A 24,796-nucleotide genomic window follows, 5' to 3' on the forward strand; every position below is an offset into this window, starting at 1 on the left:
TCACGCCCGGATCACGGCAAGGGCATGAGCCGGGAGAAGACGGTGGCGACCAGGTCGCGGGCGTAGCCCGCGTCGAGCGGTCCCGGGCGGAAGAGGACCCGGTACATCATCGGAGCCACGACGTGGTCCATCACGGTCTCGGTCTCCGGCACGTGCTCGCCGCGATCCGTGGCCCGGGCGAGGAGCGCCTCGACCTGCTCGCGCGCGTACGCGGAGCACTGCCCGGCGTTGGGCCCGTCCGGGTCGCCGGCGAGGGCGTCCCGGACGTAGGAGCGGCCCGCCGGGGAGGACATCTCCTCCAGGAAGGCGGCCGCCCAGTGCTCCAGGTCGGCGCGCAGGCTCCCGTGGTCGGCCGGGGGAGAGTCGGGGCGCAGCCGCTCGACGGCGACGTCCGAGAGCAGTTCCTGCAGATCGCCCCAGCGCCGGTAGACGGTCGACGGGGTCACCCCTGCCCTGGCGGCGACCAACGGCACGGTGAGAGCGGCCTGTTCGGCCTGCAGCTCGCGCACGGCGCGGTGCACCGACTCCTGGACCCGGGCACTGCGTCCCCCGGGGCGGACCGCTGGTCTGGGGTTCATGTCCTTCACTCTAACGCGAAGTCGTTGCGTTAGAGGGTCTGTACGGGTTACGGTCTCCTAACGCAAAGAGTTTGCTTTTGGCTTCGTTGGAAGGAACCTCGATGGACCGGCCCGCCTCGCTCCAGCAGTCCACCGGCCGCACCTGGACCGTGGGTGGTCTCGTCGTGCACCGCGTCGACGAAATCGCCCTCCCGCCGCAGACCGGTGCCTGGCTGCTGCCCGCCGCCACCCCGGAGGCCGTGGCCGAACGGCCCTGGCTCCGGCCCGACTTCGCCACCCCCGACGGCACCCTCCAACTGGCCAGCCACACCTTCGCCTTCGAGGCGGACGGCCTGCGCGTCCTCGTCGACACCGGCATCGGCAACGGCAAGACCCGTGCCAACCCCGCCTGGCACCACCTCGACACCGACTACCTCCGCCGGCTCGCCGACGCCGGCTTCCCGCCCGAGAGCGTCGACCTGGTCGTCCTGACCCACCTGCACACCGACCACGTCGGCTGGAACACCGTCGCCACGGGCGACGGCGCGTGGACCCCCACCTTCCCCAACGCCCGCTACCTCACCTCCCGCACCGAATGGGACCACTGGGCCGCACGGGCCGGGGAGATGGAGGAGGGCCGCCTGCAGATGTTCCGCGACTCCGTCCATCCCGTCCGCGACGCCGGGCTCCTCGACCTGGTCGACGTGCACGACGGGCCCGTCGAGGTCGCGCCCGGCATCCGGCTGCTCCCCACGCCCGGACACACGCCGGGCCAGGTGGCCGTGGAACTCCGCAGCGCCGGGCACTCGGCCGTGATCACCGGTGACTGCATCCACCACCCCGTGCAGCTGGCCGATCCGGATGTCACCAGCTGCGTGGACATCGACCCCGACCTCGCCGTCCGCACCCGCCGCGACCTCCTCGCCGCACTCGCCGGGACCGGCACGCTGCTGCTGGGCACCCACTTCCCGCCCCCGACCGGTGGGCTCGTCGTCACCGACGGCGGCGGCTACCGGCTCGTCCCCGCGTCGTGACGGTACTGTCCGCTGTTGGGCTCAACTGCCCTGTTCCTCGCTCATCTCCAGGGCCGGGCGCTGCTGGGCGGGGACGGGGCCGGCGGGGCCCGGCCGGCCGGGTTCCCCGGTCAGGTGCCGTACCAGGGGGTTCACCAGAACCGTGGCCGTCAGCGCGGTCAGCAGCAGTACGGTGAAGAGCCGGTCGTCGATGAAGCCCGCGTCGCGGCCGAGGGTGAGCATGATGATCTCGCTCAGGCCTTTGGTGTTGACGAGGACGCCCAGGGTCGCCGCGTCCCGCCAGGAGTGGTGCAGGGCACGGGAGGTGAGGGCGGCTCCGGCGAACTTGCCGCCCCAGGCCACGACCAGGAACGCGGCGAGGGCGAGCACTCCGTGCCGGCCGAGCCGGGTGACGTCGACGGTCAGTCCGGTGAGGGCGAAGAAGACGGGGACGAGCAGGGCGCCGGTGTGGTGCAGCGGGTTCTCGACGGCGTGGCGCAGGTCGGGGTCGAGGTCGCGGGGCATGACCAGGCCGAAGACGAAGGCGCCGATGACGGCGTGGATGCCCGCCCACGCGGTGCACCACGAGGAGAGGAAGACGCCGCTGCTGACGACCAGGATCGGCATCAGGGACCGTCCGCCGTGCAGCCGTTGGCGGGCCAGGAAGGAGTGGAGGGCGGGGCGCACGGCGAGCAGCATGACCAGTGCGTAGGAGGTGAGCCGGGACAGGGTCAGGGCCAGGCTGTCGGTGCCCAGCCCCTGCGCGACGGTGATCAGGGCGATCAGGGCGCACCAGGCGAGGACTTCGGTGATCGCTCCGCTTGCGGTGGCGATGGCTCCGACCGGAGTGGCCTGGAGGCGGTTCTCGCCCACGATGCGGATCAGTACGGACAGGGCGCTCATCGACAGCACGATCCCCAGGAACAGTGCGAAGAGCAGCGGGGAGCCGGACGAGCCGGTGAGCTCCGGTCGCACTGCGAGGAGGACGTAGGCCAGCGCCGTCGCGAGGGCGAACGGCACGGCCAGGGACGCGCCGGTGATGGCGAGGACGGAGCGGCCCCGTCCGCGCAGGGCCTGGAAGTCGAGTTGCCAGCCGGCGGCGAACATGAACAGGGCGATGCCCACGTGCGCGACCACCGACAGGTGCGAGCGGACCTCCTCCGGGAAGAGCGCGTGGGGCAGATCGCCCGGCAGGAGACCGAGCACGCTCGGCCCGAGCAGGATCCCGGCTGCGATCTCGGCGACGACGGCCGGTTGCCGCAGCCGGGCCCGTACGGGAGTGAGTGCGACTCCGACGAGCAGGACGAGGGCGATGTCGGCCAGGACCACCGCGTCCAGTGAGGAACCCTTCACGGCCCTGTGCCTTCCTGGGGGTCGGGGGAGAAGCGCGAGCCAGGAAGACTGTAGGGGGCATTTACTCTGCCGTGTTCGGTATGTCCGGTGTTCCACCTGATTGAGGGATAAAGGGGGATGGCTCCTGCTCCCGCGCCGACCGGCAGGGCCGGCAGGGGAGACGGAAGCCCCTCGGCCGTGACCGGCCGAGGGGGCCCGGGCGCCGGCCGGGTCAGACCCGGTCGGCGGCGATGAGCAGGTACTGGAAGCTGCCGTCCTTGTACGCGCTGAGGAAGGCCTTCTCGATGCCCGTGGCCAGCGGCGACTGGGCGCGCAGCTCCCAGTACGGGATGGTGGCCTCGGTGAGGTCCACCACGGCGGCCGGGACGAGGCGGTTGCGCGCCATCTCCTTGAAGTAGCTGCTGCGCGGGTGGATGTCACAGATGTAGTGGGCGTTGATCTCGCTCACGGCCCGGGACGGCAGCCCGTAGGTGTCGTTGTAGCAGCCGGTGATGGTCACGTACCGGCCGCCGTGCCGCAGCATGCGGGAGTACTCCGGGAACAGCTGGGAGAGGTCCACGTACATGGTGCTCTCGTTGTTCCAGATCGCCCGGAAGCGCCCCGACTCGAAGCCGGTGTCCAGCATGTTCTTCAGGTGGAAGCGCACTTTGTCCGCAACACCGCGCTTCTCCGCCTGCTCGTTGGCGAAGGCCACCTGGGTCTCGGAGATGGACACGCCGTCGACGTGGCAGCCGAACCTCTTGTTGGCGACGAGGCTGCCGCCGCCGCGGCCCGAGCCGGAGTCGAGCAGGCGGTCGTCGGAGGAGACGTTCCCCAGGTGGTTCAGCAACAGGTCCGCCTGGGCGCACTCCAGGCGGTGCAGCTCGGCGGTGACCCGCTCGTCCCGCGTCTCCTCCGGCCCCTCCAGCACGGACCAGTCGGCGTCGCCGATCCCGTAGTGGTGGTGGTAGATGCCGTCCACCTCGCCGAGGCGGAGGTTGACGGGGTTCTTCTCGCGGTTCCAGTACTCGGCCACGGACCGCTGGTAGGCACTGGCGAGAACCGGGGCGTAGGTGTCCTGGACGGTCAACGTGTGTCCTCTTTCTGATCAGGATCAGGGATTCACTGGTCGGTGTGCCGTGGTACCGGGAGCTGGTGGCGTGCCACCCCTTCGCTACGCCTGCGGTCGTCGTGAACGCTCAGGCCGGGCAGCAGCCTTGCGGACCCGGGGGTGCCGGCACAGCAAGAACGGCGCACGTTCATCCGTACGTAGGGGTGTGTGTTTATCGCCGCGATCCGCGGTGCAGGTACGCCGGAAGCGCCGGAAGGCGCTCGCCCTGTGTGCGTGAGCCGCGTCTCACCGTGGCGGCAGCCTCTTGCCTATGAAACGAGTTGCATAGAGGATCCGCGGTATGGCGCTCGAGCACGCGATCCTCGTCTCCCTGCTGGAAAAGCCGGGTTCCGGCTACGAGCTGGCCCGGCGGTTCGACCGGTCGATCGGCTACTTCTGGACCGCCACCCACCAGCAGATCTACCGCGTCCTGAAGCGGATGGAGGGTGACGGCTGGGTCGAGGCCCGCGAGGTGGCGCAGCAGGGCAGACCGGACAAGAAGCACTATGCGGTCGCCTCCGCCGGGCGGGCCGCCCTCTCCGCGTGGCTGCACGAGCCGATCGAGCCCGAGAGCGTCCGGCACGACCTCGCCGTGAAGATCCGCGGGGCGGCCTTCGGCGACCTGTCCGCCCTCCTGCACGAGGTCGAGCGGTACCGGGAGGTGCACTCCGAGCGGTTGACGCACTACCTCGCCGGAGAAGTGCGCGACTTCACCGGACCCGATGCCCCCGCCGAGCCGGACACCATGCAGGAACTGCAGCACGTCGTGCTCCGCGGCGGCATCGCGTACGAGCGGATGACGCTCGCCTGGCTCGACGACGTGCTCGTCACCCTCCACCGGATCGGCGAGCGCCCCGCTCGCTGACACCGCGCCGTACACACCTCCCGACTCCGACACCGAGCCGCAAAGGCGGACCACCATGGCCGACCCGCTTCTCTTCAACCCGCGCACCTACGACCCGGCGCACTTCGACCCCGAGACCCGCAGGCTGCTGCGCGCCACCGTCGACTGGTTCGAGACCCGCGGCAAGCGCAAGCTGATCGAGGACTACCGCTCCCGTGCCTGGTTGGCGGACTTCCTCGCCTTCTCCGCCGAGGAAGGCCTGTTCGCGACGTTCCTCACCCCCGCCGCAGCCGCGCCCGGCCACGCGGACAAGCGCTGGGACACCGCCCGCATCGCCGCCCTCAACGAGATATTCGGCTTCTACGGCCTCGACTACTGGTACGCGTGGCAGGTCACCATCCTCGGCCTCGGCCCGGTCTGGCAGAGCGACAACGCCGCCGCCCGCGCCCGTGCCGCCGAACTGCTCGACCAGGGCGAGGTGTTCGCCTTCGGCCTGTCGGAGAAGACCCACGGCGCCGACATCTACTCCACCGACATGCTGCTCGAACCCGACGGGAAGGGCGGCTTCACGGCCACCGGGTCCAAGTACTACATCGGCAACGGCAACGCCGCCGGCCTCGTCTCCGTCTTCGGCCGTCGCACCGACGTCGAGGGCCCCGACGGCTACGTCTTCTTCGCCGCCGACAGCCGTCACGAGGCGTACCACCTGGTGAAGAACGTGGTCGACTCCTCGAAGTACGTCAGCGAATTCCGTCTGGCCGACTATCCCGTCGCCCCCGGCGACGTCCTGCACACCGGGCGCGCCGCGTTCGACGCCGCGCTGAACACCGTCAACGTCGGCAAGTTCAACCTGTGCACCGCCTCCGTCGGCATCTGCGAGCACGCGATGTACGAGGCCGTCACCCACGCGCACAACCGCATCCTCTACGGCCGCCCCGTCACCGCCTTCCCGCACGTGCGCCGCGAGCTGACCGAAGCGTACGTCCGCCTCGTCGGCATGAAGCTGTTCAGCGATCGCGCCGTCGACTACTTCCGCACCGCCGGTCCCGACGACCGCCGTTACCTGCTCTTCAACCCCATGACGAAGATGAAGGTGACCACCGAGGGCGAGAAGGTCATCGACCTCATGTGGGACGTCATCGCGGCCAAGGGCTTCGAGAAGGACACCTACTTCGCCCAGGCCGCCGGTGAGATCCGCGGCCTGCCGAAGCTGGAGGGCACGGTCCACGTCAACCTCGCGCTCATCCTGAAGTTCATGGGCAACCACCTGCTGGCCCCCGTCGAGTACCCGGCCGTGCCGACGCGGCTCGACGCGGCGGACGACGCCTTCCTCTTCCGGCAGGGACCGGCCCGCGGCCTGGGTTCGGTGCGCTTCCACGACTGGCGCGCCGCCTACGACGCCTACGCCCACCTGCCGAACGTCGCCCGCCTCCGCGAACAGGCCGACGCCCTGTGCACGTTCGTCACCACGGCCGCGCCCGACGAGCAGCAGAGCCGCGACCTCGACCTGCTCCTGGCCGTCGGCCAGCTCTTCGCCCTGGTCGTGCACGGCCAGCTGATCCTGGAGCAGGCCGCCCTGACCGGGACCGTCGAGGACGTCCTCGACGAGCTGTTCGCCGTCCTCGTCCGCGACTTCTCCTCCTACGCCGTCGAGCTGCACGGCAAGGACTCCGCCACCCAGGAGCAGCAGGCCTGGGCCCTCGGCGCGGTCCGCCGCCCGGCCGTCGACGCCGCCCGCTCGGCACGCGTGTGGGAGCGCGTCGAGGCGCTGTCGGGCGCGTACGAGATGGCGCCGTAAGCGCGCTGCCGGCATCAGCTGCCGGCATCATCGAGGACGCAGGGTCCGCGACCGCGACGAGCGGTCGCGGACCTTTGTGCATCTGCTGTGCATCCGCGCGTGCGCGGAGGGTGAGTCAAAGGGCGCGGGGGCGCGCCGCGGGTGGCGCAAAACCGCTGGTTCTGGCCTGACTTCGACCGTACCGAACCCCGTCGGGACCGCTACCTGCTGTAAACCGAACCATTGATGCGGAGCCGCAGTCTTAAGTGCCCACGAGGGGGCGGTCGTTGACCGCCCGAGCGGTAGTTAACTAGCCTTCCAAACAGTTTCACCCTCCACAGTAGATTCATGAAGGGGAACTCCCTCTTGTCGAATGCAGCGCTCATTGCCCTTGATCCGGCGCGCCCCGTGGCTCGCGACAACTCTTTCGATCAGGCGGGCCTGTGCATGGCGAGTCTCGATTCGGGTCTGACCATTCAGCAGGCGAATCAGGAATTCTTCCGGCAGTTCAACGGCTCGTCCGAGGAACTGTGCGGCCGCAGTTTCCGCGATGTGGTGCACCCGAGTGTCCGGCAGCCGCTTATGCGGCAGTTCTCGCATCTGTTGGAAGGAAAGCACCAGCGTTTCGTCAGCCCCGTCATCGCCGTCGGGCCCGGTGAGGAATCGGCCTTCACCGTCCCCCTCACCGCGGTCGCCGTGCGCGGCGGCCTGCCCGGCACGACCGCGATCCTGGTCATGATGCCCACGTCCCGCGAGGCGGAGGAGCCGCGCGTGGTCACCAACCGGAAGAAGATCCTTTCCGAGATGGACGCCCGCATCCTCGAAGGGATAGCCGCCGGCGTCTCCACCATCCCCCTGGCCTCGCGCCTCTATCTGAGCCGACAGGGTGTCGAGTACCACGTGACCTGCCTGATGCGGAAGTTGAAGGTGCCCAACCGTGCCGCGCTGGTCTCCCGCGCCTACTCCATGGGCGTGCTCAAGGTCGGCATCTGGCCGCCCGAGGTCGTGGAGGACTTCGTGAAGTGACGTTCGTGAAGTGACGGAGGCCCGTGTGTATACCCCCGCAAACCGATCCACTAAGGTGAGGCTTACCTTTGTAAGCGATCGGAGCTGTTGTGCGCACGTTGGGGTTGAGGGCCGTACTGGCCGTGTCCGTCGTCGGCGGTCTGCTGGCCGGCTGTTCGTCCGGTTCGGGGACGAGTGGTGGTGCACCGACGAGCGAGCGCCCCGCCGCCGGCGCGAGGAACCACGTGGCCGGCGCCTCGGAAGGGCCGTCCGCCGCCCCGAGCGCCCTGGCCGACGGGATGGGCTCGGACGCCGCGAAGGACGGACAGTTCCCGCGCACCGTCAGCCACTACCGGGGCACGACCCGGCTCGACGCCGCGCCCACGCGCATCGCCGTGCTCAGCACGGGACAACTGGACGACCTGCTCTCCCTGGGTGTCGTCCCCGCCGCCTCCACCCGCGCCCAGAACGCCGGACTCGTCCCCGGCTACCTCCGGGACGCCTTCCCGCAGTACGGGGAGGAGCTCGCCGGGATGGCCGACGCCGGGACGCGGACCGCCCCCAACCTGGAGTCCCTGGCCGCCGTCAAGCCGGACCTGATCCTGGTCAACGACACGCTCGGCGACCTCTACCCGAAGCTGTCGAAGATCGCGCCCACCGTCGTGACCAAGGGCCAGGGCATCAACTGGAAGCGTGACCTGCTCCTGGTCGGCGCGGCCGTCGGCAAGGGCGAACAGGCGCAGAAGCTCCTGGCGGACATCACCGAGGACGCCGCGATGCGCGGCAGGAAGCTCGGCGGCGCGGGGACGACGGTCTCCATGGTGCGCTTCACGCCCGACCGCACGCGCATGTTCGGCGTGTCCTCCTTCACCGGCTCCATCGCCGCCGACATGGGACTCGGACGCCCCAAGTCACAGCGGTTCACGGCGATTTCGCAGGACATCGGCGCCGAGAGCATCGACGTCGCCGACGGGGACTGGATCTTCTACTCGGTACAGGGGAAGGAGGCGAAGACCGAGGCCGGGAGCGTGCTCGCCGGGCCGCTGTGGCAGTCGCTGAAGGCCGTCAAGGCCGGGCACGCCGTCCGCGTCGACGACGACCCCTGGTACCTCAACGCCGGTCCCGCCGCCGCGCGCCTGGTCGTCGGCGAACTCGCCGGGAAGCTCGGCACGTGACCGCACGGACCGCGACGCCCCGCGCCGCCGGCTGGACCGCCGCCGCCCTCGTCCTCGTCGCCGCGGCCGCCGCCCTCAGCCTCGCCGTCGGCACCCGGCCTGTCCCGCTGCCGTCCGTCCTCGACGCCCTGCTGTCCGGCGGGAGTTCCACGGACCCCGACGCGCTGGTGGTGCGCTCGCTGCGGCTGCCGCGCACGGAGACCGGGCTCGCGGCCGGGGCCGCGCTCGGGATCGCCGGGGCCGCGCTGCAGGCCGTCAGCCGCAACCCGCTCGCCGACCCGGGCATCCTCGGGCTCAGCCAGGGCGCGGCGGCCGGAGTGGTGCTGGCCATCGCCCTGGGCCTGGCCAACGGCTTCGGCGGCTACGTCTGGTACGCCTTCGCCGGTGCCTGCGCCGCCGCATGCGTCGTGTACGCGATCGCCTCCCGCGGCTGCGGCGGGGCCACCCCCGTCAAGCTGGCGCTGGCCGGGACGGCCTGCGCGGCGATGACGACCGGGGCCACCACCGTGGTGCTGACGTCGAGTTCGGCGGCCCTCGACCAGTTCCGGTTCTGGCAGGTGGGCTCGCTGAGCGGGCGCGACGCGCAGACCGTCGTCCGCATGCTGCCGTTCCTCGTCGGGGGCGCCCTGCTGGTGCTGGCCTGCGCACGCAGCCTCGACGCGCTGGCCCTCGGCGACGACACCGCCCGCGCCCTCGGCCACCGCGTCCGGCTCGTCCGGGCCTGCGCGGCACTGGGCGCGACCGTGCTCACCGCCGCCGCGGTCGCCGCCGCGGGCCCGATCGCCTTCGTGGGCCTCGCCGTCCCGCACCTGGCCCGCCGCCTCGTCGGCGGCACCCACCGCCGGCTGCTCCCGCTCTCCGCCCTGCTCGGCGCGGCACTGCTGCTCACGGCGGACGTGGCCGGCCGGGTGGTGCGGGCCCCGGGGGAGGTCCCGGCCGGGGTGATGACGGCGCTGGTCGGAGCGCCCGTGCTGATCGTTCTCGTACGCCGCAAGGGGATGCCGACGTGACCACCACGACCACGGCGAGGTCCTACCCCCGCTCGGCCGGACTGTCCGTCCTGCGCCTGCCCGGCGGCCGACCTCCCATCTCCCTTCTCGTGCACCGCCGTTCGGCAGCCGTGGCGGGCGTGCTGCTGGCCGTGCTCGCGGCCGTCATGCTCGCCTCGGCCTGCCTGGGGCAGACCGTGGTGACGCCGTACGACGTCTGGCACGTCGTCCGCGGCGGCACCGGCCCGTACACGCTCGTCGTCGGCGAACTGCGGGTGCCGCGCATCGTGCTCGGAGCGCTCGTCGGCGCCGCGCTCGGGACCGCCGGGGCGCTCGTGCAGAGCGTGACGCGCAATCCGCTCGCCAGCCCCGACGTCATCGGCGTCGGACACGGCGCGGCGGCCGCGACCGTACTGGCCCTGGCCACCGGGACCGTGGCCTCGCCCGGCGCCCTGCCCGCCGTGTCCGTGGCGGGCGGCCTGGCCGCCGCAGGCCTGGTCTACGCCCTGGCCTGGCGGCGCGGGATGCAGCCGAGCCGGTTCGTGCTCGCCGGCGTGGGCATCGGCGTGGCGCTCTCCGCCGTCGTCCACCTCTACCTCACCGACTCCGAACTGGACGCCGCCGAGCAGGTCAAGCTGTGGCTCACCGGAAGCCTCAACGGGCGCGGCTGGGCCCAGGCCGGCCCGCTCGGATGCGTCCTGCTGCTGTGCCTGCCCGGACTGCTGTGGGCGGGCCGCGTGCTGCGGCCGCTCGCCCTGGACCCGGACACCGCGGCCGCGCTCGGCGTCCGGGTCCGGCGGGCCCAGCTGGGCCTGACCGTCCTCGGCGTCGTCCTCGCGGCGAGCGCCACAGGCGCGGCCGGCCCGCTCGGCTTCGTCGCCCTCACCAGCCCCCAACTGGCCAGGCGCGCCGCCCGCACCCCCCAACTGCCTCTGCTCTGCTCCGCGTTGACGGGAGCGGTCGTCGTGGTCGCCGCCGACCTTGCGGCCCGTACGCTGCTCACTCCGCTGGAGATCCCGGTGGGAGCGCTCACGGCGCTGGTCGGCGGTCCCTATCTGCTGTGGCTGCTGGGGCGGTCGGGGCGGCCCCGCCGGGTGTGACGGGTCCCGGGTCCCGCGGGCTCACGATCATGCGGATGTCCTCGGCCGCCCAGAGCACGAACCGTTCGACCGGGGTCACTTCGTGCCCGGGGACCGGCCGGAAGCGGAAGCGCTTGAGGAGGACGGCCAGGACCAGCTCCGCCCCGGCCATGGCCAGGCCGGCGCCCTCGCAGCTGCGCGGTCCGAGGCCGAAGGGGACGTAGGCCAGCCGCGGCCGCCCGGCCACCGCTTCCGGCGTGAACCGCCCGGGCACGAACTCCCCGGGCTCGGGCCAGTATCGAGGGTTCATGTGGACGGCCCAGAAGGGGTAGAAGACGGTGGCCCCGGCCGGGATCTCGTAGTCGCCCACGACGAGGGCCTCGGTCGTCTCCCGCGCCCCGTACGGGCCGGGCGGGAAGAGCCGCATCGACTCCTTGAGGGCCATGTCGAGCCGGGTGAGGCGGCGCAGGTCCGCGTAGGCGGGCGCGGCGCGGTCGCCGAGCACGTGGTCCAGCTCGTCACCGATGCGTCCGGTCTCCTCCGCGTGCCGGGCCAGCAGGTGCAGGGTCCACGAGACGGCGACCCCGGTCGTGTGATGGGCGGCCAGCATCGCCATCATCACGGTGTCGCGGATCCGCGCCGGCCGTTCGCCGGCCTCGACGAGCGCCCCGATCAGATCGCTCCGGTCCGCGCGGCCGTCGGAGCGGTGTGCCGCCACCACCCGGTCGACCATGGCGCGCAGGTGGGCGAGGGCCTTCGCGGCCCGCTCGGCGCGTTCCGCCTGCTGCGGACCCGGGACCGGCACCTGGTAGAGCCGTCCCAGGTGTTCGGTCAGCACCTCCTCGAACGCGGCGACGGCGGCGTCCGGGTCCGCGGCCTCGCCCCCCAGCGCGTACGCGCAGATTATCCGCAGCGACAGTGCGGTGAGGTCCTTCTGCAGCTCGACGGGCTCACCTCCCGCCGCCCGCCCGGCCCAGCGGTCCGCGAGCTCCGTCGCCAGCGCGGCGAACCGCCCGAAGTGCCGCTCGTGGGAAGGACGTCCGGCCGGCACCGACAGCAGCAGGCGCCGCAGCGGGGTGTGTTCGTCGACCGGCAGCACCTGGATGTTCCCCGCCTCGAACAACGGGTCCAGGAAGGAGAAAAGCTGCTCCGGCCGCTTGTCGAGGTGCGCCGTGGCCTCCAGCAGCACGGGATCGGCGACCGAGACGGCCGTCTCCGCGCCCGGGAGCCGGAACCGCACGACGGGCCCGTACTCGGCGTGCAGCCGTAACTGATACGTGTGCAGTCCGCCCGCCGCCGCGACGGCCCCGGCTCCGCCGTCCGCACAGGGCTCGGGACCAGGGATGTTCACGACCGTTCCTCCTCACCACGGCATCACCGCAGGTTCACCACACTCCGGGGACGAGCCTGCGTGTGCGGGCCGCATACACGCGGTACTCCTCGCCCAGTGCGTCGAGCAGCATCCGCTCCTCCACGCGGATGCGGTAGAGCACGGCAGCCAGGATGCACGCGGCGAACAGCAGCCACGACAGTCCGTTGCCGAACAGGACGGCGAACGCGAGCGCGGCCAGCAGCAGGCCGCTGTACGAAGGGTGCCGCACCCATCGGTAGGGCCCGGAGGTCACCACCTTGTGCCCGTGCTGGATGTGCACCGTCCCCCGGAAGAACCGTCCCAGCGTCAGGATCGACCACAGTCGCAGCGCGATGCCCGCCCAGGCGACGGCCAGGACCGCACCCTGCAGGACCGGGCCGTGCACGGAATAGGACACGGCCGGGACCGCGTGACGGGCGAGCCGGGCCAGCGCGACTCCGCCGGCGAAGAGCACCACGATGACCAGGAAGCTGCGCCACTCCGTCCGCTCGGTGCGCTCGCTGCGCCACCGCTGCCGCGTCTGCAGCAGGAACTCGGCCGCCGCCCACGCCCAGGCCGTGGCGATCAGGGCCATGATCACGGGGTGGTGCATCGTTCTCGCCTCCGGCCCTCGGTCCGTGATTCAAGCATCGCACCGGGCGGACGCGGCGGGGCACCGGCAGGTCGGGACCGGGCCGCCGCTGGCCGAAAATGCGGCCTGGTAGCGGCCATGGTGCGCGATGAGGATGCTTCACGGCCGGATGTGGCCCATCGGAAAGGTGGGGAGCGGATGCGAATACGGCGAATACGGCGAATACGGCGAAGAGGGTTGCGCGCGGGGCGGGTTGGGGTGGTGGTGCGCGGCGCGGTCACGCTGGCGCTCGCCTGTACCGGAGCCGCGGCGGTCCCTGCGACGGCATCGGCCGCACCCGCCGGGGTCGGGTCCGTCGCAGCCGCGTGCGGTGCGGACACCGGTGCGCAGGGCCTGGCGAGCACCCCCGTCGCCGGCAGCCTGGTGTCCGTGGACCGCGCGGACGGCCGGATCGCCCAGTTCCAGCTCTTCTACGACACCACGGCGACCGGGCACCTGCCCTTCGTCTGGCACCGCGAACAGGACGAGCCCGGTGGCGCGTACGGGCCCTGGCAGCGGGTGAGCGCCGCGACCGTGGGTCCCAAGAGCTACGCCGTCACGGCGGTCGAGAACTCGGCGGGCAACCTGGAGCTGCTGTTCGCCACCTACGGCGCGTTCTGTCACGCGGTGGAGGACGACAGCGAGGGCGGCTGGAGCACACCGGATGCCTTCGGCCTCTCACCGGCGCCGTACCACGGCGGAGCCGTGCTGTTCAAGGAGCGGGACGGCAGCATCGACGCCTTCGCCTCGGGGGCGCGGACCGGTGTCGCGATGCAGCTGCGGCACCAGCAGAACGCGGACGCCGGCTGGGGCCCGGTCCAGGACATGGGCAAGGTCCCGGACCCGAACGTGGGCCTGGGTCAGCCGACCACCGTGGAGCAACTCCCCGACGGCAGGATCCACTTGACGGCACGTGAGTGGAACAGGGACCGCACGTGGGAGACCCGGCAGTCGGCACCGGGCGGCGACTGGGGCCCGTGGCAGCCGGCCTCCCCGGGAACGGCGAAGTCCCCGAGGGCCGTTGGCGCCACCGGCCCGCAGCTGCAGGTGAACCGCACCACTGCCCTCCTGGACGGCGACATCCTCACCTTCACGATCGCCGGTGGCCCGCCCAAGGACCGCGTCTGGGTCAAGCAGTGCGGCCCCTCGGCATCCGTGACCACCTGTGACGACGCCACCGGCCGCCAGTACCGTGTGTACCCGGACGGCACGTACAGGGCCACGCCGAAGAAAACGTACGCCCAACTGACCACCAAGGCAGGGGACATCGACTGCCGGACGGCGCCGGCCGACACCCCGTGCTCCCTGGCCCTCACCGACAACTCCGGGGCCCTGCTCACCACCGTCCCGCTGCGCTACCGCCCGAACGGCCGCCTGGAGGCACCGCCCACCTTGGATGCCGACCCGGACGACGGCCTGGTGGACGGCCGGTCGGTGCATGCGACGGGCGGCGGCTATGAACCCCAGTTCCACGCGCTGGTCATGGAGTGCGCCGCCGGTTCCGCCGACACCCTGGGCTGCCGCCCGCGCAGCAGGCCGCCGGCGACGACCGACGAGGGCCGGATCGACGAGACGGTCACCCTGTCGGCGACGTTCACCAGCATCGACAACCGCACCGTCGACTGCCGTACCGAAGACGCCTGCGAGCTGGTGGTCTTCGGCACTCGGGCCCACGGACCGGAATCCGTCCGCCACCCGCTGAGCTTCGAACCGGCGGACGTCAGCTGAACGACGGCTGCTCCGCCGCCGCCCGGCCGTGGTCGAAGGGATTTCGCCGGTCACGCGTGAGGTTGATGTTAGGTTAGCCTCACCTTCATGAATTTCCTGCACCTCGCCGCGTCCACGGCCTACACCACCCCGCCGCTCTGGCGGATCCTGACCAAATCCGGCTATTTCGTGGGACTGTGCGGTGCCATCGGCTTCACCGTGACGTACGCGGCGGCGATACGCCCGGCGCTGCGCGCGCCGGGGAGCGAGCGCGGCGACGTCGCCGCCCTGCGGCAGCGCGCGGCGGTGTCCCTGGCCTGGGCCGGGGTGGTGCTGCTGGTCGCGGGCTACTTCCAGCTCGCGGCCCGGGTGGCCCGGGTCGGCAAGGGCATGCCGTTCGGGGACGCGCTCGCGCCGGGACGGATCTGGGACTTCCTGTGCGCACCGGCGGCGCGCGGCGCGTGGGTGCCGCAGGGCACGATCTACCTGGTCCAGAACATTGTGCTCGTCCTGGCCTCCGCCGCGCTCATCGCGCTGTTCAGCCCGGGCGCACGCCGCCACCTGAACGCCCTTGCGCTGACCGCCCTGCCGCTCTCGGCCGCGGTGTCGCTCGTCGCCGCCGTACCGGCCACCGCTCCCGCGAACGCGGACCGCGTGCTCGACCTCGTCTTCGACCAGGTCCACATCGTCAGCGGCACGGTGTGGACCGGGGGCCTGGTCCTGCTCGTCGCCCTCGCCGGCGTCCGCCGCCGGCTGGGCGGGAACGCCGGTCTGCTGTGGGCGGACATCTGGCGGCGCTTCGGCTTCGTCGCCCTGGTCTGCGTCGGGGCGGCGCTGACGTCCGGCCTGTGGATCTCGTGGAAGCATGTGGGCGGCATCGGGCAGCTGTGGACGACGACCTACGGCCTTTTCCTGCTCGTCAAGACCCTGCTGGTGCTCGGCATGGTCGCGGCCGGCGGCGTCAACCAGTTCTGGCTGATGCCGCGCATCGCCCAAGCCCGCCGGGCCGATGCGACGGCCTCGCTCCTGCACCTGACGCTGCGGCACTTCCCGAAGGTCGTCTGGGCCGAGGTCGCCCTCGGGGCCGGCGTCCTGGCCGTCGTCCCCTTCCTGAGCGGTTCGGCGCGCACCCAGGCCGGCAGCCCGGCGCCCGTCGCGACCGGCAGCGTCTTCGCCGTCGGTGCCCTGCTCGTCCTCACCCTCGTTGCTTCGCTCTGGATGACGGCCAAGGCCTCCGACGCCCTCTCCCGGCGTGAGGTCGCTGCCGCGGCCTGAACCGACGCCGGGCCGGCCCGCCGCGTCACGGCGCAGGCGGGTACGGCCGGGTGCGGACGTGCTCGTGGGCGAGGCCGGCGAAGGCGCGGGCGGCGGCGCTCCGGTAGGCGTCGGCGCGGCTGAGGAGGGTGACGGTACGGGTGGGGAGGGCGGGGTCGAGGGGGACGGGGGAGAGGTGGGGGTGGTCGTGGGTGACGGCGTCGGGGAGCACGGTGGCGAGTGCGGTGCGCTGGACGATCTCGGTGAGGGCCTGGAGGGAGTTGGCCTCCACGGCGATGCGCGGGCTCACGCCGTGCCGGCCGAAGTAGGCGTCGATGTGCCCGCGGGTCGCGAAGTCGCCGGTGAGCAGCGCGAGTTGGCGTCCGGCGAGGTCGCGCACGGGCAACGGGCCGTCCTGGCCGGCAGCGTCGGCGTGGTGGGCGCCGGTGACGAGGCTCAGGGTCTCGGTGAAGAGCCCGGTGGCGGCGATGCCCGGCAGGTGGGCACCGGCGAAGGCGATGCCCAGGTCGAGCTCGTCGGCGAGCAGGCCGGTCTCGATGCGGTCCTGGGTCATCTCCTTGACGGTCAGGGTGATGCCGGGGTGCCGGGTGTGCAGGGCGGCGGTGAGGGGGCCGACGAGGTAGGCGGTGAAGGTGGGGGTGACCGCCAGCCGCAGGTGGCCGCGGGAGAGGTCCTGCACGTCGTGGACGGCGCGTTCGGCGGCCGCCAGGTCCCGTAGCGCGCGCCGGGCGTGGTGCACGTAGGCCTCGCCGGCGTCGGTGAGCCGGACGGTGCGGCCGGTGCGGTCCAGCAACTGCACCCCCAGGGTCCGCTCCAGCTGCTTGATCTGCTGGGAGAGCGTGGGCTGGGAGATGTGCAGGTCCTCGGCCGCGCGGGTGAAGTTGCCGTGCTCGGCCACGGCGAGCAGATAGCGCAGATGACGCAGTTCCAGAGCCATGCGGGCAACTATAGATCATATCTATGGCTTCCATGGATACAGGGTCTTGGACACTATAGGTCCAGGTCGTGCATGGTGGATCTCGCCGGCCCCAAGGGGCCCGACGGCTACCGAAGGGAGCGACCCATGCAGAACCTCACCGAAGGTGTCGCGCAGTTCCAGCGAGACGTCTTCCCGGCCAAGGCGGACCTCTTCACCCACCTGGCCACGCATCACAAGCCCCACACGCTGTTCGTCGGCTGCTCGGACGCCCGTGTCGTACCCGAGCTGATCACCCAGGGCGAGCCGGGCGAGCTCTTCGTCATCCGCACCGCCGGAAACCTCGTCCCCGCCTACACCCCCGGCGCCAACGGGGTGACGGCGAGCATCGAGTACGCCGTCGCCGTGCTGGGCGTGACCGACATCGTGGTGTGCGGGCACTCCGCCTGCGGCGCGATGACCGCCCTGGCCGAAGGCCACGACCTCAGCGGCGCGCCGGTGGTCGCCGACTGGCTGCGGCACGCGGACGCCGCCGTGGCCCGGATCGCCGACGTCGCGGCGGGCGCGGAGAAGGTGGGGGCCCTGGTCCGCCAGAACGTGTACGCGCAGCTGACGAATCTGACCACCCACCCCTCCGTCGCCCGGGCGCTGGCGGAGAAGAAGGTGACCCTGCACGGCTGGGTCTTCGACATCGCCACCGGGCGCGTCGAGGACCTCGGCGTCACCGGCACCGGCAGCCCGCTCGCTGCCTGACCACCACCCCCGAACCAGCCGTTCCCGCAGCCCGCGGAACGGTTCCACCCCGAAAGGAAGCCCCTCATGGTGCACGCCCAGTTCGACTCCACCGCCCGCGAGACCCTGGCCGCCCAGGCCGTCGACGCCAAGATCCGCAAGAATCTCTCCTGGAAGCAGATAGCCGACGCCTCCGGCCTCTCGGTCGCCTTCACCACCGCCGCCGTCCTCGGCCAGCACCCGCTGCCGGAGCAGTCCGCCAAGGCGGTCGCCGAGCTGCTGGGCCTGGACGACGACGCGGCGATGCTGCTGCAGGCCGTCCCGACCCGCGGCTCGATCCCCGGCGGCATCCCCACCGACCCGACCATCTACCGCTTCTACGAGATGCTCCAGGTCTACGGCACCACCCTCAAGGCCCTGGTCCACGAGGAGTTCGGCGACGGCGTCATCTCCGCGATCAACTTCAAGCTGGACGTGAAGAAGGTCGCCGACCCCGACGGCGGCGAGCGCGCCGTCATCACCCTGGACGGCAAGTACCTCCCCACCAAGCCGTTCTGATCCGGTACGGGCGGGGCCTCGCAGGCCCCGCCCTCCCCCCTCCCACCACCATCGCCGGAAAGGCCCGCTCATGGATTTCGTCCAGCGCACCATCGACATCGCCCGCCAGAACGTCGCCGAGGGCGGCCGTCCGTTCGCGACCGTCATCGTCAAGGACGGCGAGGTTCTCGCCGAGAGCCCCAACAAGGTCGCCCAGACCAACGACCCCACCGCGCACGCGGAGATCCTCGCCATCCGCGAGGCCTGCACGAAGCTGGGCACGGAGCACCTGACCGGCACCACCATCTACGTCCTGGCCCACCCCTGCCCGATGTGCCTGGGCTCGCTGTACTACTGCTCGCCGGACGAGGTCGTCTTCCTCACCACCCGCGACGCCTACGAGCCGCACTACGTCGACGACCGCAAGTACTTCGAACTGGGTACCTTCTACGAAGAGTTCGCCAAGCCGTGGCAGGACCGCCGGCTGCCCATGCACTACGAGCCGCGCGAGGACGCCGTCGAGGTCTACCGGTTCTGGCAGGAGCGCAACGGCGGCGAGCGCCGCGTGGCCGGCACCCCCGCCACCGCCTGAGCATCCCGTTGGGCCGTCCGGTCGAGGCACGCGCGCGGGGGCCGGGCGGTGCGGGGAAGCTTGCCGCTGGAGCAGCAGTCACGCGGCGGGAGGTCGACGATGCGGCCGGTGCGACGGGGGGCCAGGGCCGTGGCGCTCGGGGAGTACCTGCGCGGTGCGCTGTGGGTCCTGCCGGGGGCGGCCGCGGCGCTGGCCCTGGTGGCGGGCAGCCTCCTCTCCCGCGTGCGGGTCCCGCCGGGCTCGGTGTTCCGGCCGCTGGCGTTCGCCGGTACCGCGGACGACGCCCGGCAGGTGCTGATCACGATCGCCTCGACCATCGTGACCGTGATCGCGCTGGTCCTCGGCCTGACGATCGTCACCCTCCAGCTGGCCTCGACGCAGTTCTCCCCCCGGCTGCTGCGCAACTTCCTGCGCGACCGCCCCAACCAGGTGGTGCTCGCCACCTTCGTCGCCACGTTCGCCTACAGCACCGCCGGGCTCTACACCGTCCGTGCCGTCGGCGGCGCGGACTTCCCCCGGCTCGCCGTCTCCGGGGCGATCGCGCTGATCTTCCTCAGCCTCGGGATGCTGGTGTTCTTCGTGCACCACATCGTGCACTCGATCAAAATCGACACGATCATGACCTCGGTCGCCGAGGCCGCCGGCCGCGCGGTGCGGGCTTACACCCCCGAGGGCCCCGGCACCGACCGCGCGGGGCCGGTCCCGCCGCCGGGAGCGCTCGCGCTGGCCGCCATGCGCTCCGGCTACGTGCAGACCGTCCAGCCCGCCCTGCTGCTGGAGGCGGCGGCGGGGCAGGACGCCGTGGTGGCGATCGTCCCGCGGGTGGGCGACCACATCGTGGCCGGGACGGCGCCCCTGGCCCTGGTCTGGTCGCGTCGGGGCGGGCCGCCGGCCGACGCCCCTGCGCTGGCCCGCGCGGTGCACCACGCCGTGCAGATCGGCACCGAGCGCACACTGCAGCAGGACGTCATGTTCGGCCTCCGGCAACTCGTCGACATCGCACTGCGTGCCCTGTCGCCCGCGGTCAACGACCCGTACACCGGCGTCCAGACGCTCGACCGGCTCTCGGTGATCGTCGACGCACTGGGCAGACGCACCCTCGGCGACGACGTCAGGACGGACAAGGCGGGCGTGGTCAGGGCGGCCGTCGCCGGTCCCGCCTTCGCCGACTACCTCGACCTCGCGTGCGGCCAGATCCGCCGGTACGGCGCCGGCGAACCCGCCGTCTGCCTGGCGCTGTTGCGCCTGCTGACCACGGCCGCCGCCTCCGTCACCGACGCCCGCCGCCGGGCCGCGGTCACGGATCAGGCCCGGCTCGTCCTGGCCGCCGCCGAGTCCCGCATCGTCCAGCCCGACGACCGGTCGGCGGTCCGTGAACTCGGCGCCCGGCTCATGTCGCTGCAGGCATCCGCGTAGCCGCTTTCCTGCTGCCTGCGGAAGGCTGCGACGGCATCGGCCATGAAGTGCCGTACGGTCGTGCCGCCGGTGGCGATGCGCACCGCGCCGCTCTCCCCGTTCACCGGATTCTGCCGAGGAAGCCCGGGGTTTCAGCCCTGGAGGAAGTCGGCTCCCGAGCTTTGCGGCGCGGTGCGCCGCAGCATCGCTCCGGAATGCTTGGCCTCAGGCTGTTCAACTTCCTTGAGGTCTCTAGCGTGTTCTACATGAAGATTGTCGCGCAGGTGAAGTTGTTGCCTGTGTCCGTTCATGACGCGGATGCACTGGCGGCGACCTTGCGCGCCTGTAATCGCGCGGCAAATCTTGCGTCCGGGGTGGCGTTTGCCAATGGGGCGCGGGGATGCGTTTTCAGCTCCCCCTGTCACCCGGACGGGTGAATCTGCCCCGTTTGTCATCCGATGGTCGGACTGCACCGCTTCCATGGACATGTCGACGACGCTGCGCCTACCAGGGGGACCGCTTGGATCGCCGTACGTTTCAGAGCCGACTGCTTGCACTGGGCGGTCTGGCCGCGGCCGGGGCGCTGCTCGGGGCGCCGGAAGGGGAAGCAGCCGGTCCGGGGCCCCATGGGGTGCCGTGCCGGCGGTCGTTGACGGAGTACGGGCTGCCGCCCGCCGAGGAGACGCACGAGATCGTCAAAGTGCCGGGCAGACCGATGGCGTTGGTGTCCCAGATGTCCAACAGCCGCCTGGTCAAGCTGCGTCTGGACCCGCGCACCGAGCAGGTGACGGGCATCAGAGCGTTTGCCCTGGGGCCCTCCGACGCGATGCTGCACGGACTGGCGGTCTCGTCGCGCCACCCCGGGAGGATCTGGGCCACGCACGAGGGCGGGAACCGGCTGCTCCTGGTGGACCCACGGCCGGACGCGCTCGACGATGCGCCGCGCATCGAGAGGGAGATCGCCGTTCCCGGCGGCGGCCACGGACCGCACTACATCAGCGAGTACGGCGACATGCTGTGGGTGACGCTGAAGGAGAGCAACCAGGTGCTCGCCCTGGATCACACCCGGCCGGGCCGCCACCGGCTCTTCGAGGCGCGGCCCCAGCCGATCTTCGCCGCGCAGCACCCGGTCAGCGGGGACTTCTACGTCAGCCAGGACAGCGCGAGCACGGTGCTGCGGATCGACCCGCGCAGCGGACGCACGGCACAGATTCCCGTCCCGGCGGAACAGGGCAGCACGCCGGTCGGCCTGGTCGCCGGGCCCGGCGGCGTGTGGGTGGTGCTGCTCGGCACGGCGCAGGCGGGGACGGGAACCTTCGGCCGCATCGGCGCGGACGGCCGGATCGCCTGGCACCGGCTGCGCGACCCGCAGGGACACGCGGCGGGGTTGCTGCACCTGGCGTTCGACCCGCCGGGCTCGCGGCGCGAACGGGAGCCCGGCGTCTGGCTGCTGGGGTCGTCCATCGTCTCCGACACCGCGCGGGACATCGTCGTCCGGGTGCGGTTCGACCCGTCGTGGACGCGGATCGTGGGGGAGGAGTACGCGGCGCTGCCGACGCAGCGGTGCAAGGCGCACCGGCTGCTGCCGCTGGAGAACAGCGTGTTCGTCACCGAGCTGACCACGGCCACGGTGGCGCAGCTGACCGGATCCGGGGTTTCCGAGGTGTGCCGCTGAGGTGCCGCAGGGCGCGCATGCCGACCGCCGGGGCCCGCGGCTCCGCGGCTGCGGGCCCCGGGGCGGGCGGTCACTTGCCGGTGGTGAGGACCATCCGGAAGCGGGCGTCGCCGCTGAGCATCCGCTCGAACGCGGCGCCGGTCTCCTCCAGCGGCATCGTCTCGATCATGGGACGCACGCCGCTGAGGGCGGTGAAGGCCATGGTCTCCTCCACGTCCTGGGCGGTGCCGGAGGGGTGGCCGTGGACGGTGCGGCTTCCCATGATCAGCTGAAGCGGGCTGATGGCCAGCGGCTCGGGGACGGCGCCGAGGACGACCAGTTCGCCGCGGTGGGCGAGGCCGTCGACGGTCGCGGACATCGCGGCGGAGTTGGCCGCCGTGGCCAGCACCACCTTCGCGCCGCCCAGGGCCTGGAGGGCCTCGGCCACGTCGGTCGCGGTGCTGTCGATGTAGTGGCGGGCACCGAGCTTGTGGGCGAGGTCCTTCTTGTCGGCGCCGCGGGCGATGGCGACGGTGTCGAGGCCGAGCGCGGTCGCGTACTGGACGCCGAGGTGGCCCAGCCCGCCCAGGCCGAGCACGGCGACGAGGTCGCCGGGGCGGGCGGCGGAGTGCCGCAGCGCGTTGAAAGTGGTCACTCCCGCGCAGCCCAGGGGAGCGGCCTCGGCCGCGGAGAGCTCGTCGGGGATGCGCGCGAGCGCGCTCACGGGGGCGACCATGGCCTCGGCGTAGCCGCCGGGGTAGGCCCAGCCGGGCACCTGCAGGTTGGCGCAGTCGATGAAGTCGCCTTCCCGGCACGGGCGGCAGTGGCCGCAGTGGCCGCCGAACCAGCCGACCGCCACCCGGTCGCCGGCCTGCCAGCCGGTCACGCCCTCGCCCAGGGCGTCGATGCGCCCGGCCACCTCGTGGCCGGTGACCAGGGGGAACCCGACGCCGGGGAAGGCGTTGTGGACGAAGGCGGCATCGGTGTGGCACACCCCGCACGCCTCGACGGTGATGCGGACGTGGCCGGGGCCGGGCTGGGGCAGCTCGCGCTCGACGATCTCGAACTTTCCGCCCGGGGAGCTCACCTGGGCAACACGCATGGACGTCATGGCAGAGGTCTCTTTCCTCGATGGAGCACTCGATGAAGCGCTGGGGGAGGGGGAGGCCGGGCCGCTGTGGGCCGGGCCGGGCAGGGGCGTAGCGGCGCCCGCTGTGGCATCAACGGTACACCCATCTGTGTAGCGTCGCTATATCGCGGGGCGGGTTTCTTTACCGGCCCACCCCGGCTCCCTATATCGTTGCTATATGACCGCCAGCCCCCGAGAACGCATCCTCCAGGCCGCCGCCCGGCTGCTCGCCGCCTCCGGCGGGGCCCCCGTGTCCACCCGCGCGGTCTGTGAGGCCGCCGGTGTCGGGGCCCCGACGCTCTACCACCACTTCGGCGACAAGCAGGGCCTCTTCGACGCCGTCGTCGCCCACGGCTTCGAGCAGTACCTGGCCGGGAAGAAGGCCGCCGGATCCACCGGGGACCCGGTCGAGGACCTGCGGCGCGGCTGGGACGCCCACGTCGAGTTCGGCCGCACCCACCCCGCCTTCTACGCCCTCATGTACGGCACCCCGCGCCCCGGCCCGCCCCCGGCCGCCGCCCGGGAGGCCCACGGCGCCCTGCTCGAACTGTGCCGCCGCATCGCCCTCGCCGGACGGCTGCGGACCGCCCCGGAACTGGCCGCGCAGATGGTGCTCGCCGCCAACACGGGCGTCACCCTGTCCCTGATCGCCGACCCCGCCCCCGACGCCGACCGGCTCTCCCGCCGCACCCGCGACGCGATCATCGACGCCGTCACGACCGCGGGGACCGGCGCCGCGGGCACCGGCACGGGCCCGTCCGACGCCGGACCGCACAGCGCCGCCGCCACCCTCGCCGCCGCCCTCGCCCACCGCGACGCGCCGGGCCTGACCGCGAACGAGACGCTGCTGCTGCGCGACTGGCTGCGCCGCATCACCGACAACGGGGCTCCGGGCGACTGAGAGCCGGCTCCCGGTGGCGGGGCGGCACCGCGTGCGGTGTGCTGGTGCGGGAGCGAGCACCCCGTACCCCCTGGAGGCACCGTGAGCATCGCCCTCGACAAGCTGACCGAACCGGCTGTACGAGCCTTCGTCGCCGCCGTCAACGCAGGCGACCGCGAGGCCTTCGCGGCGGCCCTCACGCCCGGGGCCACCATGTCCGACGACGGCAGCGACCGCGACGTCGACGACTGGACCGAGAAGGAGATCTTCTCCTCCGCCGGACACATGGACATCGTGTCGCAGACCGGCGACGGGCTCGGGCTGGTCGTCAACTACCGCAACGACACGTGGGGAGAGATGCGCACCGCCTGGCGCTTCACGGTGGACGGCGGGAAGGTCGGCCGGTTCGAGACCGGGCAGGCGTGAGCGCCGCGTTTCAGACGATCACCAGTGTCGTCGGGCCGTCGATCAGCTCGACGCCCTTCTTCGTGGCGCAGTCCAGTGGGTTGAGTGTGATCTGCGCCCCGGGTGAACTCACCGACCGCCCCTTGTACTTCCCCTCGACCACCGTGCCGTCGACCAGCGAGACGACCTCGCCGCCCGCTGTCTGGACGAGGGGCTGCTGCCGGTAGAGCACCTTGCTGTGCTCACCCGTGTTCCACGTGACCATCTCCACCGCCGTGCTGGAGATCGAAAGGCAACTGGTCTCCCCGCTGCCCTCGATCTTCGATTCGGCCCACTTGACGTCGGGGTCGGTGCCCGTGCAGGTGTAGTGGGCGCTGCCGCCGAGTTGCGAATGTCTGGTCCACAGCGACAGCCCCGGGGAGAAGCGGACGGTGGCGCTGCCTGCACATGCCATCACGGAGTGGGGCTTGTCATGGGCCGACGCGAGGAGCACCGCGGGCCCCGCAAGCAGAGCCGAAGTCATGGCCACACATCCCCAGGCCCTGCGCCAAGAACGCTTCACATTCCACCTTTTCATCTCGGGAACCGGCAATCCGCTCCGCATCATGCCGATTCCGCTTGGGCGTTCTGCGGGATTCGCGAGGAAAGCCGGGTCGGACGGCAGCACGTACCGACCGCACGGCGCGCGGTACGGCATGCGCGCCTCGGCA

25 protein-coding genes are annotated in these 24,796 nt (G+C 72.0%); 16 read left to right on the forward strand and 9 right to left on the reverse strand.

The genetic code is table 11. The features are described 5' to 3' along the window. Positions 1 to 11: 11 nt before the first annotated feature. A complete protein-coding gene (locus tag ACMATS_RS35960; protein WP_414170379.1) occupies positions 12 to 578 on the reverse strand; it encodes a TetR/AcrR family transcriptional regulator in 567 nt (188 codons plus the stop codon). A gap of 101 nt (positions 579 to 679) precedes the next feature. Here ACMATS_RS35960 and ACMATS_RS35965 point away from each other — a divergent pair, with 101 nt between their 5' ends. Beyond that, a complete protein-coding gene (locus ACMATS_RS35965; RefSeq protein ID WP_414170380.1) occupies positions 680 to 1,591 on the forward strand; it encodes an MBL fold metallo-hydrolase in 912 nt (303 codons plus the stop codon). A gap of 21 nt (positions 1,592 to 1,612) precedes the next feature. Here ACMATS_RS35965 and ACMATS_RS35970 read toward each other — a convergent pair whose 3' ends face one another. After that, positions 1,613 to 2,923, reverse strand: a complete 1,311-nt coding sequence (locus tag ACMATS_RS35970) for a cation:proton antiporter (protein ID WP_391153386.1) — start codon at positions 2,921 to 2,923, stop codon at positions 1,613 to 1,615. Positions 2,924 to 3,134: 211 nt separating this feature from the next. Beyond that, positions 3,135 to 3,992, reverse strand: a complete 858-nt coding sequence (locus ACMATS_RS35975; RefSeq protein ID WP_414170381.1) for a geranyl diphosphate 2-C-methyltransferase — start codon at positions 3,990 to 3,992, stop codon at positions 3,135 to 3,137. A gap of 322 nt (positions 3,993 to 4,314) precedes the next feature. Here ACMATS_RS35975 and ACMATS_RS35980 point away from each other — a divergent pair, with 322 nt between their 5' ends. The 6 genes from ACMATS_RS35980 to ACMATS_RS36005 all read left to right on the forward strand — a co-directional run bounded on the left by ACMATS_RS35980 (position 4,315) and on the right by ACMATS_RS36005 (position 10,903). Continuing rightward, positions 4,315 to 4,878, forward strand: a complete 564-nt coding sequence (locus ACMATS_RS35980) for a PadR family transcriptional regulator (protein ID WP_390779551.1) — start codon at positions 4,315 to 4,317, stop codon at positions 4,876 to 4,878. Positions 4,879 to 4,933: 55 nt separating this feature from the next. Continuing rightward, positions 4,934 to 6,655 carry an acyl-CoA dehydrogenase family protein gene (locus ACMATS_RS35985; RefSeq protein WP_414170382.1) on the forward strand — a complete coding sequence of 574 codons (1,722 nt, stop codon included), beginning with the start codon at positions 4,934 to 4,936 and terminating at the stop codon, positions 6,653 to 6,655. A gap of 327 nt (positions 6,656 to 6,982) precedes the next feature. Beyond that, positions 6,983 to 7,660 (forward strand): LuxR C-terminal-related transcriptional regulator, encoded by a 678-nt coding sequence (locus tag ACMATS_RS35990; protein ID WP_414170383.1) that lies wholly within the window; start codon positions 6,983 to 6,985, stop codon positions 7,658 to 7,660. 89 nt (positions 7,661 to 7,749) lie between these two features. Further along, on the forward strand, positions 7,750 to 8,814 hold the full coding sequence (locus tag ACMATS_RS35995) for an iron-siderophore ABC transporter substrate-binding protein (RefSeq protein ID WP_414170384.1): 1,065 nt from the start codon (positions 7,750 to 7,752) through the stop codon (positions 8,812 to 8,814). After that, positions 8,811 to 9,824, forward strand: a complete 1,014-nt coding sequence (locus tag ACMATS_RS36000; RefSeq protein ID WP_414170385.1) for a FecCD family ABC transporter permease — start codon at positions 8,811 to 8,813, stop codon at positions 9,822 to 9,824. Before ACMATS_RS35995 ends, ACMATS_RS36000 begins: the two co-directional genes overlap by 4 nt. Beyond that, positions 9,821 to 10,903 (forward strand): FecCD family ABC transporter permease, encoded by a 1,083-nt coding sequence (locus ACMATS_RS36005; protein WP_414170386.1) that lies wholly within the window; start codon positions 9,821 to 9,823, stop codon positions 10,901 to 10,903. The genes ACMATS_RS36000 and ACMATS_RS36005 overlap by 4 nt, the downstream gene beginning before the upstream one ends. Here ACMATS_RS36005 and ACMATS_RS36010 read toward each other — a convergent pair. Both ACMATS_RS36010 and ACMATS_RS36015 read right to left on the reverse strand, forming a co-directional pair. Beyond that, positions 10,833 to 12,233, reverse strand: a complete 1,401-nt coding sequence (locus tag ACMATS_RS36010; RefSeq protein WP_414170387.1) for a cytochrome P450 — start codon at positions 12,231 to 12,233, stop codon at positions 10,833 to 10,835. The genes ACMATS_RS36005 and ACMATS_RS36010 overlap by 71 nt on opposite strands. A gap of 34 nt (positions 12,234 to 12,267) precedes the next feature. Then, entirely contained in the window at positions 12,268 to 12,846 is a 579-nt protein-coding gene (locus ACMATS_RS36015; RefSeq protein ID WP_414170388.1) for a methyltransferase family protein, read from the reverse strand. Between the two features lie 237 nt (positions 12,847 to 13,083). On the opposite strand from ACMATS_RS36015, the gene ACMATS_RS36020 reads away from it, so the two are divergent. Together ACMATS_RS36020 and ACMATS_RS36025 are read left to right on the forward strand one after the other, a co-directional pair. Beyond that, a complete protein-coding gene (locus tag ACMATS_RS36020; protein ID WP_414170389.1) occupies positions 13,084 to 14,592 on the forward strand; it encodes a neocarzinostatin apoprotein domain-containing protein in 1,509 nt (502 codons plus the stop codon). An 87-nt stretch (positions 14,593 to 14,679) separates the two neighbouring features. Next, the gene (locus ACMATS_RS36025; protein ID WP_414170390.1) at positions 14,680 to 15,846 is read left to right on the forward strand and encodes a copper resistance D family protein; all 1,167 of its coding nucleotides are present in this window, start codon (positions 14,680 to 14,682) and stop codon (positions 15,844 to 15,846) included. Between the two features lie 25 nt (positions 15,847 to 15,871). Here the strand turns inward: ACMATS_RS36025 and cynR are convergent, their stop codons facing one another. Beyond that, positions 15,872 to 16,783: a transcriptional regulator CynR gene (gene cynR / locus ACMATS_RS36030; protein ID WP_390779535.1), complete on the reverse strand. Its 912-nt coding sequence runs from the start codon at positions 16,781 to 16,783 to the stop codon at positions 15,872 to 15,874. Between the two features lie 126 nt (positions 16,784 to 16,909). Here cynR and ACMATS_RS36035 point away from each other — a divergent pair, with 126 nt between their 5' ends. The 4 genes from ACMATS_RS36035 (at position 16,910) to ACMATS_RS36050 (ending at position 20,039) form a co-directional block, all read left to right on the forward strand. Then, on the forward strand, positions 16,910 to 17,515 hold the full coding sequence (locus ACMATS_RS36035) for a carbonic anhydrase (RefSeq protein ID WP_414170391.1): 606 nt from the start codon (positions 16,910 to 16,912) through the stop codon (positions 17,513 to 17,515). Between the two features lie 66 nt (positions 17,516 to 17,581). Next, complete coding sequence (gene cynS, locus ACMATS_RS36040) at positions 17,582 to 18,052, forward strand: cyanase (RefSeq protein WP_414170392.1); 471 nt, start codon at positions 17,582 to 17,584, stop codon at positions 18,050 to 18,052. 70 nt (positions 18,053 to 18,122) lie between these two features. After that, positions 18,123 to 18,623, forward strand: a complete 501-nt coding sequence (locus ACMATS_RS36045; RefSeq protein WP_390779532.1) for a nucleoside deaminase — start codon at positions 18,123 to 18,125, stop codon at positions 18,621 to 18,623. A 129-nt stretch (positions 18,624 to 18,752) separates the two neighbouring features. Continuing rightward, a complete protein-coding gene (locus ACMATS_RS36050; RefSeq protein WP_391153422.1) occupies positions 18,753 to 20,039 on the forward strand; it encodes a DUF2254 domain-containing protein in 1,287 nt (428 codons plus the stop codon). Positions 20,040 to 20,170: 131 nt separating this feature from the next. Here the strand turns inward: ACMATS_RS36050 and ACMATS_RS36055 are convergent, their stop codons facing one another. After that, positions 20,171 to 20,506, reverse strand: coding sequence for a hypothetical protein (locus ACMATS_RS36055; protein ID WP_414170393.1), 336 nt, complete (start codon positions 20,504 to 20,506; stop codon positions 20,171 to 20,173). A gap of 32 nt (positions 20,507 to 20,538) precedes the next feature. Between ACMATS_RS36055 and ACMATS_RS36060 the strand changes: the two genes are divergently transcribed. Then, the gene (locus ACMATS_RS36060; RefSeq protein ID WP_414170394.1) at positions 20,539 to 21,693 is read left to right on the forward strand and encodes a hypothetical protein; all 1,155 of its coding nucleotides are present in this window, start codon (positions 20,539 to 20,541) and stop codon (positions 21,691 to 21,693) included. 70 nt (positions 21,694 to 21,763) lie between these two features. On the opposite strand, the gene ACMATS_RS36065 is transcribed toward ACMATS_RS36060, so the two are convergent. Then, positions 21,764 to 22,783, reverse strand: a complete 1,020-nt coding sequence (locus tag ACMATS_RS36065) for an alcohol dehydrogenase (RefSeq protein WP_390779528.1) — start codon at positions 22,781 to 22,783, stop codon at positions 21,764 to 21,766. A gap of 196 nt (positions 22,784 to 22,979) precedes the next feature. On the opposite strand from ACMATS_RS36065, the gene ACMATS_RS36070 reads away from it, so the two are divergent. Together ACMATS_RS36070 and ACMATS_RS36075 are read left to right on the forward strand one after the other, a co-directional pair. After that, positions 22,980 to 23,702 (forward strand): TetR/AcrR family transcriptional regulator, encoded by a 723-nt coding sequence (locus ACMATS_RS36070; RefSeq protein WP_391153427.1) that lies wholly within the window; start codon positions 22,980 to 22,982, stop codon positions 23,700 to 23,702. Positions 23,703 to 23,783: 81 nt separating this feature from the next. Further along, positions 23,784 to 24,107: a nuclear transport factor 2 family protein gene (locus ACMATS_RS36075; RefSeq protein WP_336415572.1), complete on the forward strand. Its 324-nt coding sequence runs from the start codon at positions 23,784 to 23,786 to the stop codon at positions 24,105 to 24,107. 10 nt (positions 24,108 to 24,117) lie between these two features. On the opposite strand, the gene ACMATS_RS36080 is transcribed toward ACMATS_RS36075, so the two are convergent. Beyond that, entirely contained in the window at positions 24,118 to 24,609 is a 492-nt protein-coding gene (locus ACMATS_RS36080; protein ID WP_390779526.1) for a hypothetical protein, read from the reverse strand. Positions 24,610 to 24,796: the final 187 nt, after the last annotated feature.

It is taken from the genome of Streptoverticillium reticulum, assembly GCF_047456005.1.
GTDB lineage: Bacteria > Actinomycetota > Actinomycetes > Streptomycetales > Streptomycetaceae > Streptomyces > Streptomyces reticulum.

Bases quoted from the DNA above. Each gene is read 5' to 3' on its own strand.
- ACMATS_RS36025 (WP_414170390.1), top strand. From the start codon at position 14,680: ATGAATTTCCTGCACCTCGCCGCGTCCACGGCCTACACCACCCCGCCG.
- ACMATS_RS36055 (WP_414170393.1), bottom strand. From the start codon at position 20,506: ATGTCCATGGAAGCGGTGCAGTCCGACCATCGGATGACAAACGGGGCA.
- ACMATS_RS35965 (WP_414170380.1), top strand. From the start codon at position 680: ATGGACCGGCCCGCCTCGCTCCAGCAGTCCACCGGCCGCACCTGGACC.
- cynS (WP_414170392.1), top strand. From the start codon at position 17,582: ATGGTGCACGCCCAGTTCGACTCCACCGCCCGCGAGACCCTGGCCGCC.
- ACMATS_RS35980 (WP_390779551.1), top strand. From the start codon at position 4,315: ATGGCGCTCGAGCACGCGATCCTCGTCTCCCTGCTGGAAAAGCCGGGT.
- ACMATS_RS35990 (WP_414170383.1), top strand. From the start codon at position 6,983: ATGAAGGGGAACTCCCTCTTGTCGAATGCAGCGCTCATTGCCCTTGAT.
- ACMATS_RS36045 (WP_390779532.1), top strand. From the start codon at position 18,123: ATGGATTTCGTCCAGCGCACCATCGACATCGCCCGCCAGAACGTCGCC.
- ACMATS_RS36015 (WP_414170388.1), bottom strand. From the start codon at position 12,846: ATGCACCACCCCGTGATCATGGCCCTGATCGCCACGGCCTGGGCGTGG.
- ACMATS_RS35960 (WP_414170379.1), bottom strand. From the start codon at position 578: ATGAACCCCAGACCAGCGGTCCGCCCCGGGGGACGCAGTGCCCGGGTC.
- cynR (WP_390779535.1), bottom strand. From the start codon at position 16,783: ATGGCTCTGGAACTGCGTCATCTGCGCTATCTGCTCGCCGTGGCCGAG.
- ACMATS_RS36035 (WP_414170391.1), top strand. From the start codon at position 16,910: ATGCAGAACCTCACCGAAGGTGTCGCGCAGTTCCAGCGAGACGTCTTC.
- ACMATS_RS36070 (WP_391153427.1), top strand. From the start codon at position 22,980: ATGACCGCCAGCCCCCGAGAACGCATCCTCCAGGCCGCCGCCCGGCTG.
- ACMATS_RS35985 (WP_414170382.1), top strand. From the start codon at position 4,934: ATGGCCGACCCGCTTCTCTTCAACCCGCGCACCTACGACCCGGCGCAC.
- ACMATS_RS36065 (WP_390779528.1), bottom strand. From the start codon at position 22,783: ATGACGTCCATGCGTGTTGCCCAGGTGAGCTCCCCGGGCGGAAAGTTC.
- ACMATS_RS36080 (WP_390779526.1), bottom strand. From the start codon at position 24,609: ATGACTTCGGCTCTGCTTGCGGGGCCCGCGGTGCTCCTCGCGTCGGCC.